General features: G+C 70.0%; 10 protein-coding genes. All 10 read right to left on the bottom strand.

Annotated features, from left to right (window positions below; all coding sequences use genetic code 11):
* Nucleotides 1–30: 30 nt before the first annotated feature.
* Nucleotides 31–513, bottom strand: a complete 483-nt coding sequence (locus KZJ41_RS12990; protein ID WP_006948298.1) for a flavodoxin family protein — start codon at nucleotides 511–513, stop codon at nucleotides 31–33.
* 157 nt (nucleotides 514–670) lie between these two features.
* Nucleotides 671–1,147, bottom strand: coding sequence for a hypothetical protein (locus KZJ41_RS12985; protein ID WP_251550867.1), 477 nt, complete (start codon nucleotides 1,145–1,147; stop codon nucleotides 671–673).
* Entirely contained in the window at nucleotides 1,144–1,899 is a 756-nt protein-coding gene (dapB, locus tag KZJ41_RS12980) for a 4-hydroxy-tetrahydrodipicolinate reductase (protein WP_170914074.1), read from the bottom strand. Before dapB ends, KZJ41_RS12985 begins: the two co-directional genes overlap by 4 nt.
* Nucleotides 1,900–1,982: 83 nt before the next feature.
* Nucleotides 1,983–3,350, bottom strand: a complete 1,368-nt coding sequence (locus KZJ41_RS12975) for a pitrilysin family protein (RefSeq protein WP_029543310.1) — start codon at nucleotides 3,348–3,350, stop codon at nucleotides 1,983–1,985.
* Nucleotides 3,351–3,434: 84 nt separating this feature from the next.
* Nucleotides 3,435–4,166, bottom strand: a complete 732-nt coding sequence (narI, locus tag KZJ41_RS12970; RefSeq protein WP_029543309.1) for a respiratory nitrate reductase subunit gamma — start codon at nucleotides 4,164–4,166, stop codon at nucleotides 3,435–3,437.
* Between the two features lie 2 nt (nucleotides 4,167–4,168).
* Nucleotides 4,169–4,867, bottom strand: coding sequence for a nitrate reductase molybdenum cofactor assembly chaperone (narJ, locus tag KZJ41_RS12965; protein WP_029543308.1), 699 nt, complete (start codon nucleotides 4,865–4,867; stop codon nucleotides 4,169–4,171).
* A complete protein-coding gene (gene narH, locus KZJ41_RS12960; protein WP_006948304.1) occupies nucleotides 4,864–6,540 on the bottom strand; it encodes a nitrate reductase subunit beta in 1,677 nt (558 codons plus the stop codon). Before narH ends, narJ begins: the two co-directional genes overlap by 4 nt.
* A 40-nt stretch (nucleotides 6,541–6,580) precedes the next feature.
* Nucleotides 6,581–10,270, bottom strand: coding sequence for a nitrate reductase subunit alpha (locus tag KZJ41_RS12955; RefSeq protein WP_102799226.1), 3,690 nt, complete (start codon nucleotides 10,268–10,270; stop codon nucleotides 6,581–6,583).
* Nucleotide 10,271: 1 nt separating this feature from the next.
* Nucleotides 10,272–11,528, bottom strand: coding sequence for a NarK/NasA family nitrate transporter (locus tag KZJ41_RS12950; protein ID WP_256997142.1), 1,257 nt, complete (start codon nucleotides 11,526–11,528; stop codon nucleotides 10,272–10,274).
* 288 nt (nucleotides 11,529–11,816) lie between these two features.
* On the bottom strand, nucleotides 11,817–14,108 hold the full coding sequence (locus tag KZJ41_RS12945) for a polyribonucleotide nucleotidyltransferase (RefSeq protein ID WP_006948313.1): 2,292 nt from the start codon (nucleotides 14,106–14,108) through the stop codon (nucleotides 11,817–11,819).
* Nucleotides 14,109–14,387 lie beyond the last annotated feature (279 nt).

The following is a 14,387-nucleotide window of genomic DNA, read 5'->3' as shown; positions in this document are numbered from 1 at the left end:
GGTGTCCGGTGCCTGCGACGTCCCGGTCGGTCAGCACTCCTCCGACACGGACACCGCGACGGTCGCCCCGAGTTCGTAGCAGCGTTCACGGACCTTTGCGTCGATCGGCCCGGTGATCTCGAGATCCTCCGTGACCTGCGCCAAGGCGAGTCCGGTGACGAGTTTGCGCACCGAGGCGACGGCGCCCGCGGTGTCGTTGTTGCCGTGTACCCACAACCCGTACGGCCGGCCCGCGACGGCGTCGAGGCACGGGTAGTAGACGGTGTCGAAGAAGTGCTTGAGTGCCCCCGACATGTATCCGAAGTTCGCGGTGGTGCCGAACACGTAACCGTCGGCGGCGAGCACGTCCGGCACGGTCGCGCCCAGCGCCGGCACCGTCCGCACCCGCACGCCCACGATGTCGGGGTCACGCGCCCCGGCCAGCACCGCCTCGAGCAGTTCGCGGGTCGACGGGGACGGAGTGTGGTGGACGACGAGCAGAGTGCGCTCACCGTCGGCGGGGGCCTCGGTCACACCCTGCAGGGTACGTCGCCGACCGATCGGTGTCCCTGCCCCGCAACGACAACCGCAACCGCGATCAGGCTTCGGCCGGGGCGTGGACCGAGCGAATGTATCGCCCGCTACCGCTGAGGAGATGAACGATACATTCGCTCGACGCCGGGGCGCATGATCAATCGGCGGACTGCGGGCGCTCGAGCTTCTCGAGCGCGACGGCCCGGCGCATGGTCTCCCGGGCCCGGCCGCGGTCGCCGGCGTAGTCGTACGCGCGGGCGAGACGGTAGGAGTTGCGCCAGTTGTCCGGGTCGGCCTCCCACTCCTTCTTGACCCGCTCGAACAGGGTGTCGGCGGCGTCGCGGTCGATCCGGCCCGACGGCCGGCGCGGCAGGTCGCGCACGTCGAGTTCGAGGCCCTCCTCGTGGATCCGCCGGGACAGGTGCTGGTGCTGGAAACCGGCCCGCACGGTGGCGTAGACGATCCACACGCCCACCAACGGCAGCAGCAGCACGCCGATGCCGAGCCCGACGGCCGCGGCGTTGCCGGAGCGCACCAGTTCGAGCCCGCGCCCGCCGAGCAGCACGAAGTAGAACCCCAGCGCGACGACGATGAAGGCGATCGGCGCGAGGACCTTGACCAGGTCGCCCCTCACAGGTCGAGGAGGGGGTCGATGCCGACGGTGAGGCCGGGCCGGCCCCCGATCTCGCGCACGCCGAGCAGCACGCCGGGCGCGAAGGAGGACCGGTCGATCGAGTCGTGGCGGATGGTCAGGGTCTCGCCCTGGGTGCCGAGCAGCACCTCCTGGTGTGCGACGAGCCCGGCCAGACGCACGGAGTGCACCCGCACCCCCTCCACGTCGGCGCCGCGGGCACCCTCGAGTTCGGTGCTGGTGGCGTCGGGGCTGCGGCCCACACCGGCCGCGGCGCGGGCCTGCGCGATGAGCGCCGCGGTGCGGTAGGCCGTGCCCGACGGCGCGTCCGCCTTGTTGGGGTGGTGCAGCTCGATGACCTCGACGGAGTCGAAGAACCGCGCGGCGGCCTGCGCGAAGCGCATCGACAGCACGGCACCGATCGCGAAGTTCGGCGCGATCAGGACGCCGACCTCCGGCTGCGCGGCCAGCCAGCCGCGGACCCGGTCCAGTCGTGCGTCGTCGAATCCGGTAGTGCCGACGACGGCGTGGATGCCGTGCTCGACGAGGAACTGCAGGTTGCCCATCACCACATCGGGGTGGGTGAAGTCCACCACCACCTGCGCCCGGGAGGCGACGAAGTCGTCGAGGCTGTCGCCCCGGTCGACCGCAGCAACGAGCTCGAGGTCGGCGGCCGCCTCGACGGCCGCGCAGATCGCCTGCCCGACCTTGCCCTTGGCGCCGAGCACACCCACCCGAATTGCTGCTGCGTTCACTTGACTCTCCACGCTTCCTCGTCCGATCGCCGTCCCGCAGCAGCCTACGCAACCGGACTACCTCGACCGTGCTCAGCCCGCGGTCACGCGACGAGGACGCGCACCGAGGCGGGCAGGTCCCGGGGCCGGCGATACGGTCCGGCGACGGCCGCGGCGAACGGCCGGTGCAGCAGCTCGGCGGCGACGGCGCGGACCTCCGCCGCACTCACCGACGAGATCCGCTCGAGCGTCTCGGTGACACTCCAGTGCGTGCCGTAGCTCAGTTCGCTGCGTCCGATCCGGTTCATCCGGGCCCCGGTGTCCTCGAGGCCGAGGACCAGAGCCCCGCGCAGCGAACCCTTGGCGCGGGCGCACTCGGCCTCGGTGACGCCGTTCTCGGCGACATCGGCGAGCACCTCGCGGACGAGCGCGGCGACCTCGCCGAGGTTCTCGGGCTGGCAGCCGGCGTAGACGGAGAACGCGCCGGTGTCGGCGAAGGTGTCCACACCCGAGTACACCGAGTAGGCGAGGCCGCGCTTCTCCCGGATCTCCTGGAACAGCCGTGAGCTCAAGCCGCCGCCGACGGCGGTGTTGAGCACCGACAGCGCCCAGCGCCGGTGGTCGTGGCGGCCGAAGGATCGCACGCCGACCGCCAGGTGGGCCTGCTCGCCGTCGCGGTCGGTGATGCTCAGCGTCGGCGTCGTACGCAGGCGGAGACTGCCCTCGCGGCGCGGGGCGGCGGTCGTGGCGGGGTCGAGGTGCCCGGCGAACGCGCGACGGACCAGTTCCACGGTGTGGTCGTGATCGACATTGCCGGCGACGGCGACGACCATGCGGTCCGGCGTGTACCGCCGCACGTGGAACGAGTGCAACTGGGTACGGGTCATCGCCTCGATCGATTCGACCGAGCCGATTATCGGACGGCCGATCGGGTGGTCGCCGTACAGGGCGGTGAGGAACGCGTCGCCGAGCAGATCCTCGGGATCGTCGTCGCGCATTGCGATCTCCTCGAGGACGACCTGCCGTTCGACGTCGACGTCGGCGCTGCGGCAACGGCCGCGCAGCACGACGTCGGCGACGAGGTCGACGGCCAGGGGCAGATCGTCGTCGAGCACGTGGGCGTAGAAGCAGGTGTGCTCCTTCGCGGTGAACGCGTTGAGCTCGCCGCCGACCCCGTCGACGAGTTCGGCGATGTCGAGCGCGGTCCGGGTCGGGGTGGCCTTGAACAGCAGGTGCTCGAGGAAGTGGGCGGCACCGGCGACGGAGGGCTGCTCGTCGCGGGAGCCGACGCCCACCCAGACGCCGACGGCGGCCGAGCGCACGCCGGGCACGTGCTCGGTGACGACGCGGAGCCCCCCGGGCAGGTGGGTGCGCCGAACCCCGGAGTCGGGCTCGGTGGGTGCCGACGCGGAGGCGACGACGGACGAAACGGCGGCGGACGGAGCGGCGGCGGAGCGGCGGGTGGCGGCCATGAAGATGTTCGACGGTCCTACAGGCGAGTGGGTGTGCTGGACGGAACATCTCACACTACACGCGCCGCCGCGCACCCCTTCCGGTCACCACCCGCGGCGGTGCGGCCGCGACCCGACCAGCTGCCCCTTGGGGGCGACGTCCCTGCTGCGGTAGACCACGTAGGGGCGGAACAGGTATCCGACGGGTGCGCTGAAGGCGTGCACCAGGCGGGTGAACGGCCACAGCGCGAACAGGGCCAGGGCGATCAGCGCATGGAGCTGGAACGACAGGGGTGCCTGCACCATGAGGTCGCCGCGCGGCTGCAGGATCCAGATGGAGCGGAACCACGGCGAGACGGTCTCGCGGTAGTTGTGCTCCTCCCCCACCACACCCGAGCCCATCAGGGTCGTGGCGAGTCCCGCGACGATCGCGGCGACGAGCACCACGTACATCAGCTTGTCGTTGGCGGTGGTGGCCATGAAGACCGGTCCGCGGGTGCGGCGGCGGTAGATCAGCAACAGGATCCCGACGAGGGTGGCGATCCCGGCGACGGTGCCCAGCGTCACCGCCTGCACGTGGTACGCGTGCTGGCTCAGACCGATCGCATCGGTCCACGACTGCGGGATGAGCAGACCGATGACGTGACCCACGATCACCACGAGGATGCCGAAGTGGAACATCGGGCTGGCGATGCGCAGCAGCTTGCTCTCGTAGAGCTGCGACGAGCGGGTGGTCCAGCCGAACTTGTCGTAGCGGTAGCGCCACCACGTGCCGACGACCACCACGGCGATGGTGACGTACGGGACGACGTCCCAGAAGATCTCCCCTGCGGACATGGTCAGTCGACTCCTTCGGCTCGGGTCTGGGCCGAGACGGTTGCGGTCCGGCGCGGTGGGACGGTGAGGGTGAACGGTTCGAGGCCGATCGCCTCGGCCGGCGGCCCGGCCTCCGCGAGCTGCCGGGCGCGGCGCTCTTCCTGATCGCCGACCGGGGGCAACGTCGCGCACACCGCCTCGATCGCCGCCGCATACGGGGAATCGCGTTCGCCGAGCGCGACCCGGAGCACGTCGATCGGGATGCGGTGCGCGGCGAGCAGCTGCTCCCCCGCGTCCGGGTCGACGGTCGCGGCGAATTCGAGCACCACCGGGAGGTGATCGGGCGCCTCCCCGGGCGGCGGCTCCGCGCCGGCGTCGCGGTAGGCCTGCGCGAACGCGTGGATCGCCGCGCCCCGGTTGCGGGTGTCGCCGCCGGTCCAGTACGTGAGGTACATCGTCGAGCGCCGGCGCATGTCGAACGTGTCGACGTAGTCGGCCTGCGCGGCGAAGGGATCGCCGTCGCGCAGGGCGGCGAGGGTCCGGCCCAGCAGCTCCGCCGGTTCCCCGGTGATGTGCCCGAGAAGCCGGTCGACGGTCGCGAGACGGGACGGCAGTCGCTCGTCGGGGTACGCCAGCAGCAGCGACGCCGCCTGCCGGATCAGCCGGTGCTGCAGGTGCCGCGATGCGGTGTCGCGCGCGCCACGGCGCAGCAGCCCCCTCATCGCCCGCTCCCCCGGTTCTCGACTCGATGCCCGGCCGGGAACAGGCCCTGGGGCACGCCCTTGCCGTCCCAGTTGAGCAGGTTCACGCGGGAGGGATTCGACGCGTTCGCCGCCATCCCCTCGGAGGTCTGCCGCTGCCGGAGCGCGTGGAAGGTTTCCACCGCGACGGGAACGGGACCTCCGCTGGCCTCGCCGAACGGCCCGGAGTCGTACATGCCGGGGCCGCCCTCGAACGACAACGCGCAGTCGGTGGCGGATTCCTCGAGCTGGTGGCCTTCGGCCGCGTAGGCGGTCGGGATCACGTACCGCTCGTCGTACTTGGCAAGGGCGAGCAATCGGTACATCTCGTACATCTGCTCCTCGGTCATGCCGACGGCGTCGGGGATGTCCGGCCGCGTATCCCGGCCCAGGTTGATGTCGCGCATGTACGAGCGCATCGCGGCGAGCCGGTGCAGCACCGCTTCGACGGCGTCGGTGTCGCCCGCCGTGAACAGTCCCGCCAGGTACTCGATCGGGATGCGCAGCGATTCGAGCGCACCGAACAGGTTCCCGATGTCCTCGCCGTCGTGGCCGTCGCGGGTCACGGCGTCGACGACCGGCGAGAGCGGCGGCACGTACCAGACCATCGGCATCGTGCGGTACTCCGGGTGCAGCGGCAGCGCAACCCGATACGTGTTGATCAGCGCGTACACGGGCGACCGCTGGGCGGCCTCGATCCACTCGTCGGAGATGCCCTCGGCGCGGGCGCCGGCGATCACCTCCGGGTCGTGGGGGTCGAGCAGCACCTGCCGCTGTGCCTCGTAGAGGTCCTTCTCGTCCTCGACGGACGCGGCCTCGAGCACCCGGTCGACGTCGTAGAGCACGAGCCCGATGTACCGCAGCCGGCCCACGCAGGTTTCCGCGCACACGGTGGGCAGGCCTACCTCCACGCGCGGATAGCACAGCGTGCACTTCTCGGCCTTGCCGGTCTTGTGGTTGAAGTACACCTTCTTGTAGGGGCAGCCGGACACGCACATCCGCCAGCCGCGGCAGCGGTCCTGGTCGACGAGAACGATGCCGTCCTCGACACGCTTGTACATCGCTCCCGAGGGGCACGACGAGACGCACGACGGATTCAGGCAGTGCTCGCAGATACGCGGCAGGTAGAACATGAAGGTCTGTTCGAGTTCGAGCCGGACCTGCTCGCCGACCTTCTTCAGCACCGGGTCGGCGGGGACGATCTCCGGCGAGCCGCCGAGGTCGTCGTCCCAGTTCGCCGACCATTCGACCTTCATCGGCTTGCCGCTGATCAGGCTGCGCGGCGGCGCCACGGGGATCTGGTCGCCGAGCGGCGCGGTGGTGAGGTTCTCGTAGTCGTAGGTCCACGGTTCGTAGTAGTCGCCGATCGCCGGCATCTTCGGGTTCGAGAAGATCCGGAACAGCTTGTTCCACCGGCCGCCGTCGCGCAGCCGCAGCCGGCCGTTCCGGTCGCGGATCCATCCGCCGCGCCAGCGTTCCTGGTCCTCGTACATACGGGGATATCCCAGGCCGGGCCGGGTCTCGACGTTGTTGAACCACACGTATTCGGTGCCGGAGCGGTTGGTCCAGGCCTGTTTGCAGGTGACCGAGCACGTGTGGCAGCCGATGCACTTGTCGAGGTTCATGACCATTGCCATCTGGGCCATCACCTTCATGCCGGCCTCGCTTCCCGGATCGTGGTCGTGGGTGTCGACATCAGTACGTGACCTCCTGCGACCGGCGGCGTACGACCGTCACCTCGTCGCGTTGATTTCCGGTGGGGCCGAGGTAGTTGAACGCGAACGACGTCTGCGCGTAGCCACCCGCCAGGTGGGTGGGCTTGATCAGGATCCTCGTGAGCGAGTTGTGGATGCCGCCGCGGGTGCCGGTGGTCTCGGTGAGCGGCACGTCGATGGTGCGTTCCTGCGCGTGGTAGACGTACACGACGCCGTCGGGCATGCGGTGCGAGACGATCGCGCGGCACACCACGACGCCGTTGCGGTTGACGGCCTCGACCCAGTCGTTGTCACGCACCGAGATCTTCGCCGCGTCCCCCGGGCTCATCCACATGGTCGGACCGCCCCGCGAGAGGGACAGCATGAACAGGTTGTCCTGGTACTCGGAGTGGATCGACCACTTCGAGTGCGGGGTGAGGTACCGCACGGTCAGTCCGACGCCGTCGCCGCTGCCCACGGCGGGCTCGCCGAACAGGCGCGACATGTCCAGCGGCGGACGGTAGGTCGGCAACTGCTCGCCGAGTTCCTCGATCCAGTCGTGATCGACGTAGAAGTGCATGCGGCCGGTGAGCGTGTGAAACGGTTTGAGTTCCTCGATGTTCACCGTGAACGGCGCGTAGCGGCGCCCGCCGGTCTCGCTGCCGGACCATTCCGGGCTGGTGATCACCGGGACCGGCCGGGCCTGGGTGTCGGCGTAGGTGATGCGGCGTTCCTCGCTGCCCTCGGCGAGGTGCACGAGCCGGCGGCCGGTGCGCTTCTCGAGTTCACGGAAGCCCTCGACGGCGAGCCGGCCGTTCGAGGTGCCCGACAGCGCGAGGATGACATCGGCCATCCGTTCGGCGCTCGTGACCGCCGGGCGGCCTTCCCCGGCACCGGAATTCATCACACCGAACGTCGCGGCGAGCTCCGCGACCTCCTGCACCGGACGTGTCGTGACGCCCTTGGTGGTCAGGCCGAGGGTGTCGACGAGCGGCCCGAGGGTCGACCATTTGTCGGCGATCGCGGTGTAGTCCCGTTCGACCACCGCGAGCGGGCCCATGGTCCGGCCCGGCACCGGCACCTCCCCGGTGACGCGCCAATCCTTCTCCGTGCCCGACGGATACGCCATCGCGCCCGGCGTGTCGTGCTGCAGTGTGCCGAGCACGATGTCGGTGCGGGTTCCGAGGTGCTTCGCCGCCAGCGCGCTGAACACCTTCGCGATGGCGCCGAAGGCCTCGTAGTCGGAACGCGTTTCCCACGGCGGGTCGATCGCGGGACTGAAGGCGTGGATGTAGGGGTGCATGTCGGTGCTCGACAGGTCGCCCTTCTCGTACCACGTCGCGGCAGGCAGCACCACGTCGGAGAACAGCGTGGTCGACGTCATCCGGAAGTCGATCGACATCAGCAGGTCGAGCTTGCCCTCGGGCAGGTCGTCCGGCCAGGCGACGTCGTGCGGGCGCAGGTCCGGACCGGTCGGCACGCCCTGGATGTTCGAGTCGGTCCCGAGCAGGTGCCGCAGGAAGTACTCGTTGCCCTTGCTGGACGAGCCGAGCAGGTTGGACCGCCACACGTTGAGCACCCGCGGCCAGTTGCGCGGGTTGTCCGGGTCGGTGACCGACAGTTTCACCTCGCCGCTCGCGAGTTTCCGGGCGACGTACGCGGGGATGTCCACGCCCGCAGCCCGCGCCTCGTCGGCGATCTCGTGGGTGTTGCGGTCGAACTGCGGGTAGAACGGGGTCCACCCCATCGCGACCGCGGAGGTCATCACGTCCATCGTGTGCTTGTCCCGGAACCGGCCGCGGCCCAGCGGGCTCGCCAGCGCGTCGGCGCGGTACCCGTCGTAGCGCCACTGGTCGGTGTGGACGTACCAGTACGACGTACCGGCCATCTGCCGCGGCGGCCGGCTCCAGTCGGTGCCCATCGCCATCGCAGCCCAGCCGGTGACGGGCCGGCACTTCTCCTGCCCGACGTAGTGGGCCCAGCCACCCCCGTTGCGGCCCATCGACCCGGTGAGAAGGAGCAACGCCAGCACCGCCCGGTAGGTCGCGTCACCATGGAACCACTGGCAGATGCCGGCACCCATGATGATCATCGACCGGCCGCCGGATTCCTCCGCGTTGCGCGCGAACTCTTTCGCGATCCGGATCGCCTGGGCGGCGGGAACTCCCGTGATGCCTTCCTGCCACGCCGGGGTGTAGGGGACGGCGGGATCGTCGTAGCCGGTGGGCCACACGCCCGGTAGGCCCGGACGGGAGACGCCGTACTGCGCAAGCATGAGGTCGAACACGGTGCACACCAGGTGTCCTCCGACGCGCCGCACCGGCACTCCGCGCTCGATGCTCGCCCCGTGCCCGTCGACCGTGTCGAAGCTCGGCAGGTGCACCGTCACCGCGTCCTCGCCGGCGATGCCGCCGGGATGCGCGACGGTCAGTGCCGGCACGAGGTCGCCCAGATCGAGGTTCCACTTGCCGATGCCGTCGTCGCCGTACCGGTAGCCGAGCGAACCGTGCGGAACCGCCACGGTGTCGGTCGCACCGTCGAGCAGCGCCGGCTTGAACGCCGCGTTCTCCACGTCCCGACCGAGGTCGGCCGCGGTGAGGTTCTTGCCCGGGACGAGCCGGCCGTCGCGTTCCTCGAGTTTCACGAGGAACGGCAGGTCGGTGTACTGCCGGACGTAGTCGACGAAGAAGGGGACCCGCTGCTCGACGTAGAACTCGGTCAGCAGCACGTGGCCCATCGCCATCGCCAGCGCGCCGTCGGTGCCCGCCGCGCACGGCATCCATTCGTCGGCGAACTTCGTGTTGTCGGCGTAGTCGGGACTCACGGTCACGACCTTCGTGCCGCGGTAGCGGACCTCGGCCATCCAGTGCGCGTCGGGTGTGCGCGTGACCGGCACGTTCGATCCCCACATCATGAGGTAGGCCGCGTCCCACCAGTCGCCGGATTCGGGCACGTCGGTCTGGTCCCCGAACACCTGCGGAGAGGCGACGGGAAGGTCGGCGTACCAGTCGTAGAAGGACGTCATGACGCCGCCGATCAGCTCGACGAACCGGGAACCGGCAGCGAAGGACACCATCGACATCGCGGGGATCGGCGAGAAGCCGGCCACCCGGTCGGGTCCGTATTCCCGGACGGTGTGCACGTGCGCCGCCGCAATCAGCTCGGTCGCCTCGGCCCACGTCACCCGGACCAGGCCGCCCTTGCCGCGGGCCCGCTGGTAACGGCGGCGCCGTTCGGGATCGCCCTGGATGTCGGCCCACGCCAGAACGGGATCGCCGAGCCGCGCCCTGGCCTCGCGGTACATCTCGACGAGCGCGCCGCGGGCGTACGGGTAGCGCACCCGCGTCGGCGAGTACGTGTACCACGAGAACGCAGCGCCGCGGGGACAGCCGCGCGGTTCGTACTCGGGGCGGTCGGGGCCCACCGTGGGGTAGTCGGTTTCCTGCGTCTCCCACGTGATGATCCCGTCCTTGACGTAGATCTTCCACGAACACGAACCGGTGCAGTTGACGCCGTGGGTGGACCGGACCACCTTGTCGTGACTCCACCGGTCCCGGTAGAAGATGTCGCCTTCGCGTCCGCCGCGGCGGGTGACGGTCCGGCCGTCTCCGGAGATCTCCCCCGGGGTGAAGAACCGTCCGCTGCTGCGCAGCAACTCTTCGGCGGCACCGCCGGTGTGCTGGGTTGTCACGTCATCTCCCTTCGGGTCGCGTCGTGGTGGTCGTGCCGGCCCCGGGTGTGTCGCGCGCGGCGTTCTCGTGGGCCCTCAGCTTGACCGCGGTGTAGAGCAGGGCGACGAGGGCGGTGACGACGAGCAGCGCCAGTCCCACCGTGTAGTCGTTGTCGGCGGGGTCGTAGGTCGCGCCCATGACCAGCGGCGGGAAGTAGCCGCCGAGCCCCCCGGCCGCGGCGACGATGCCGGTGACCGATCCCACGGACTTCGCGGGGGAACGTCGTGCGACCCAGGCGAAGACACCGCCGGTGCCGACGCCGAGGAAGACCGCGAGCAGGATGAAGTCGGTGGCCGCCCACACCTCCGGCGGCGGCTGCAGGATCGCGATGGCGGCCATCACCGCGGTCCCCGCGAACGAGACGAGCACGACGGGCTTGGGCCCGATCCGGTCGGACAGGGCACCGCCGATCGGCCGCGCGATCACCGCGGCGAGGGCGAACGCCGCGGTGCGGGCGCCCGCGTCGACGGCGGAGAAGCCGTAGACGGTCTTGATGTAGGTGGGCAGGTAGTTGCTGAAGGCCACGAATCCGCCGAACACCACGGCGTAGAGGAACGACATCTCCCACGTGACCCGCAGTTTCAGTGCCGCAGCAAGTTTCGGTCCGACAGGGTCGGTGTTCGGGTGGAAGTCCGGGGAGTTGCGCATCACGAGGACGCACACGCCGGCGGTGACGGCGAGGGCGGCCGCGACGATGACATGCGTCGCGAGGAGCCCGAACCAGTTCACGAAGCGTGGGGTGAAGAATGCCGAGAGCGCGGTGCCGACCATGCCGGCGCCGAAAACACCCGTGGCGAAGCCGCGGCGGGCGGGTTCGTACCAGCTGTTCGCGAACGGGATTCCGACCGCGAAGATCGTGCCCGCGATGCCGAGGAAGAACCCGCAGACCAGCAGGAGCGGGTACGACCCGGCCTCGGCCGCGAAACCCACTGCGATCACGGGCAGGATCGACAGGAGGGAGATCGCGATGAACATGATCCGTCCGCCGTGGCGGTCGGTGAGCGAACCGACGGCGATGCGGCCGAGCGAACCGACCAGGATCGGCGTCGCGACCAGCATCGACGCCTGCGAGCTGCTGAGGGACAGCTCACCCGCGTAGGTGGTGGACAGCGGGCCGATCATGTTCCAGGCCCAGAAATTGATGGCGGAAACCCAGGTGGCCAGCGCCAGGTTCAGTCCCCGGCCGGAACCGGGGACACGCTCCGTTGCGGTGTTCACGTCCCCAGAGAACCACCCTCAGGCAACGAGCGAGCCGCTTTGAGGGAAAAGGTGCATGGCGGGCCGGCGGTGGGGACATGCGAACGGTTCCGCCCCGGAATACGGCACGTGGAGTCACCGAACACATTGTGCGTCAACACAGTACAACGATCCGGTCACGCCGGGGCGAATGTCCCGGACCCCGGGGCGCGACCCGGCCGATGCCCGACGCGTGCCTTCCCCCGGAAACACGGCCGCGGCCCCGCACCTTCCGAGGGTGCGGGGCCGCGGTGCGACTCGGAGGCCGGACTACTGCTGCGTGTCCTCGGCCGCGGGAGCCTCGGGTGTCTCGCCCGAAGCGTCGGCGGTGTCCTCGTCGGGCACCGGCACCAGGCTGATCTTGCCCCGGTTGTCGATGTCGGCGATCTCCACGCGGATCTTCGAGCCCACGTTGACGACGTCCTCGACCTTGGCGATGCGCTTGCCGTTGCCGAGCTTGCTGATGTGCACCAGGCCGTCGCGGCCCGGCAGCAGCGAGACGAACGCGCCGAACGCCGTGGTCTTGACCACGGTGCCCAGGAAGCGTTCGCCCACCTTCGGCAGTTGCGGGTTCGCGATGGCGTTGATCTTGTCGATCGCGGCCTGCGCGGACGGGCCGTCGGCGGCACCGACGTACACCGTGCCGTCGTCCTCGATGGAGATGTTCGCGCCGGTCTCCTCGGTGATCGAGTTGATCATCTTGCCCTTGGGGCCGATGACCTCGCCGATCTTGTCGACCGGGACCTTGATGGTGGTGATCCGGGGCGCGAACGGGCTCATCTCGTCCGGGGTCTCGATGGCCTCGGCCATCACCTCGAGGATGGTGGCGCGGGCGTCGTGCGCCTGCGACAGCGCCCCGGCGAGCACCTGCGACGGGATCCCGTCGAGCTTGGTGTCGAGCTGCAGCGCGGTGACGAAATCCTTCGTGCCGGCCACCTTGAAGTCCATGTCACCGAACGCGTCCTCGGCGCCGAGGATGTCGGTCAGCGCGACGTAGCGGGTCTCCCCGTCGACCTCGTCGGAGACCAGGCCCATCGCGATGCCCGCGACCGGGGCCTTGAGCGGCACACCGGCGTTGAGCAGCGACAGCGTCGAGGCACACACCGAGCCCATCGAGGTGGAGCCGTTCGAGCTGAGCGCCTCGGAGACCTGACGGATCGCGTAGGGGAACTCCTCCTGGCTGGGCAGGACCGGGATCAGGGCCCGCTCGGCGAGGGCGCCGTGGCCGATCTCGCGGCGCTTCGGCGAGCCGACGCGGCCGGTCTCACCGGTGGAGTACGGCGGGAAGTTGTAGTGGTGCATGTACCGCTTGCTGGTCTCGGGACCGAGCGAATCGATCTGCTGCGCCATCTTCACCATGTCCAGCGTGGTGACCCCCATGATCTGGGTCTCGCCACGCTCGAACAGCGCCGAGCCGTGGGCCCGGGGCACGATCGCGACCTCGGCGGACAGGGCGCGGATGTCCGTGATGCCGCGGCCGTCGATGCGGAACTTGTCCCGCAGGATCCGCTGGCGGACCAGCTTCTTGGTGAGCGAGCGGAACGCCGCGCCGATCTCCTTCTCACGGCCCTCGAAGTTGGGGGCCACCTGCTCGAGGACCTCGACCTTGACCTCGTCGGTCCGCTCGTCGCGCTCCTGCTTGCCGGCGATGGTCAGCGCCTCGGCCAGCTTGGTCGACGCGGCGGCCTCGACGGCCTCGTACACGTCGGCTTCGTAGGCCGGGAACAGCGGGAAGTCACCGGTGGGCTTCGCGGCCGCGGCGGCGAGCTGCTGCTGGGCGACGCACAGCCGCGCGATGAACGGCTTGGCGGCCTCGAGACCCTCGGCGACGACGGTCTCGGTCGGCGCCTGCGCACCGCCGGCGACCAGCTCGACGACGTTCTCGGTGGCCTCGGCCTCGACCATCATGATCGCGACGTCGGCGGTGTCGGGGTTGTCGCCGCCACCCACGATGCGACCCGCGACCACCATGTCGAACACGGCGTTCTCGAGCTGCTCGACCGTCGGGAACGCGACCCACTGGCCGGTCTTGTTCTCCTCGGAGGTGATCAGCGCGACCCGCACGCCGCCGACCGGGCCGGAGAACGGCAGGCCGGCGATCTGGGTGGACGCCGACGCGGCGTTGATCGCGACGACGTCGTACAGGTCGTTCGGGTTCAGGCTGAGCACCGTCACCACGACCTGGATCTCGTTGCGCAGGCCGTCGACGAAGGACGGGCGCAGCGGCCGGTCGATGAGGCGACAGGTCAGGATCGCGTCGGTGGAGGGCCGGCCCTCGCGACGGAAGAACGAGCCGGGGATGCGGCCCGCGGCGTACATGCGCTCCTCGACGTCCACCGTCAGCGGGAAGAAGTCGAAGTGCTCCTTGGGCTGCTTGCTGGCGCTCGTCGCCGACAGCAGCATGGTCTCGTCGTCGAGGTACGCGACGACGGAGCCGGCGGCCTGCTGGGCGAGGCGGCCGGTCTCGAAACGAATCTGGCGGGTGCCGAAGGACCCGTTGTCGAGGACTGCGACGGACTCGAACACGCCCTCGTCGACCTCGACTGCTGAATTGCTGGTCATCTCTACTCTTCTCTTCCCTCTCGTCTTCGCCGTACCCGCGCGGGCGCCACAACCCTCGTGGCTGCGGCTGCGCACCGATCGCCCGTGCCCGCGTCTCACGGGCCGAGCGTGCGGAGGCGGTCGTCGATCGAAACCGTCCGGACCGGGTCCGGAAGGTCACTACCGAAGACCGACACCGTCGGTGCATACGGTTCCGCGGGCGGTGTCGCCGTCCGCGGGTGCCGCTGCCGGTGTCCGGTGGGCACGTCACCCACCTCCGGCCGCGCAGCGGCCAAACAC

Source organism: Rhodococcus sp. 11-3 (genome assembly GCF_023704055.1).
GTDB lineage: Bacteria > Actinomycetota > Actinomycetes > Mycobacteriales > Mycobacteriaceae > Rhodococcus > Rhodococcus aetherivorans.
Note: the sequence above shows the minus strand (reverse complement) of the source record. Positions and strands in the feature narration are given on the sequence as shown.

What these genes read in the sequence shown, in the direction of transcription:
- KZJ41_RS12975 (WP_029543310.1), bottom strand. Translation starts at nt 3,350, where the DNA reads ATGGCCGCCACCCGCCGCTCCGCCGCCGCTCCGTCCGCCGCCGTTTCG.
- narI (WP_029543309.1), bottom strand. Translation starts at nt 4,166, where the DNA reads ATGTCCGCAGGGGAGATCTTCTGGGACGTCGTCCCGTACGTCACCATC.
- narJ (WP_029543308.1), bottom strand. Translation starts at nt 4,867, where the DNA reads ATGAGGGGGCTGCTGCGCCGTGGCGCGCGCGACACCGCATCGCGGCAC.
- narH (WP_006948304.1), bottom strand. Translation starts at nt 6,540, where the DNA reads ATGAAGGTGATGGCCCAGATGGCAATGGTCATGAACCTCGACAAGTGC.
- KZJ41_RS12945 (WP_006948313.1), bottom strand. Translation starts at nt 14,108, where the DNA reads ATGACCAGCAATTCAGCAGTCGAGGTCGACGAGGGCGTGTTCGAGTCC.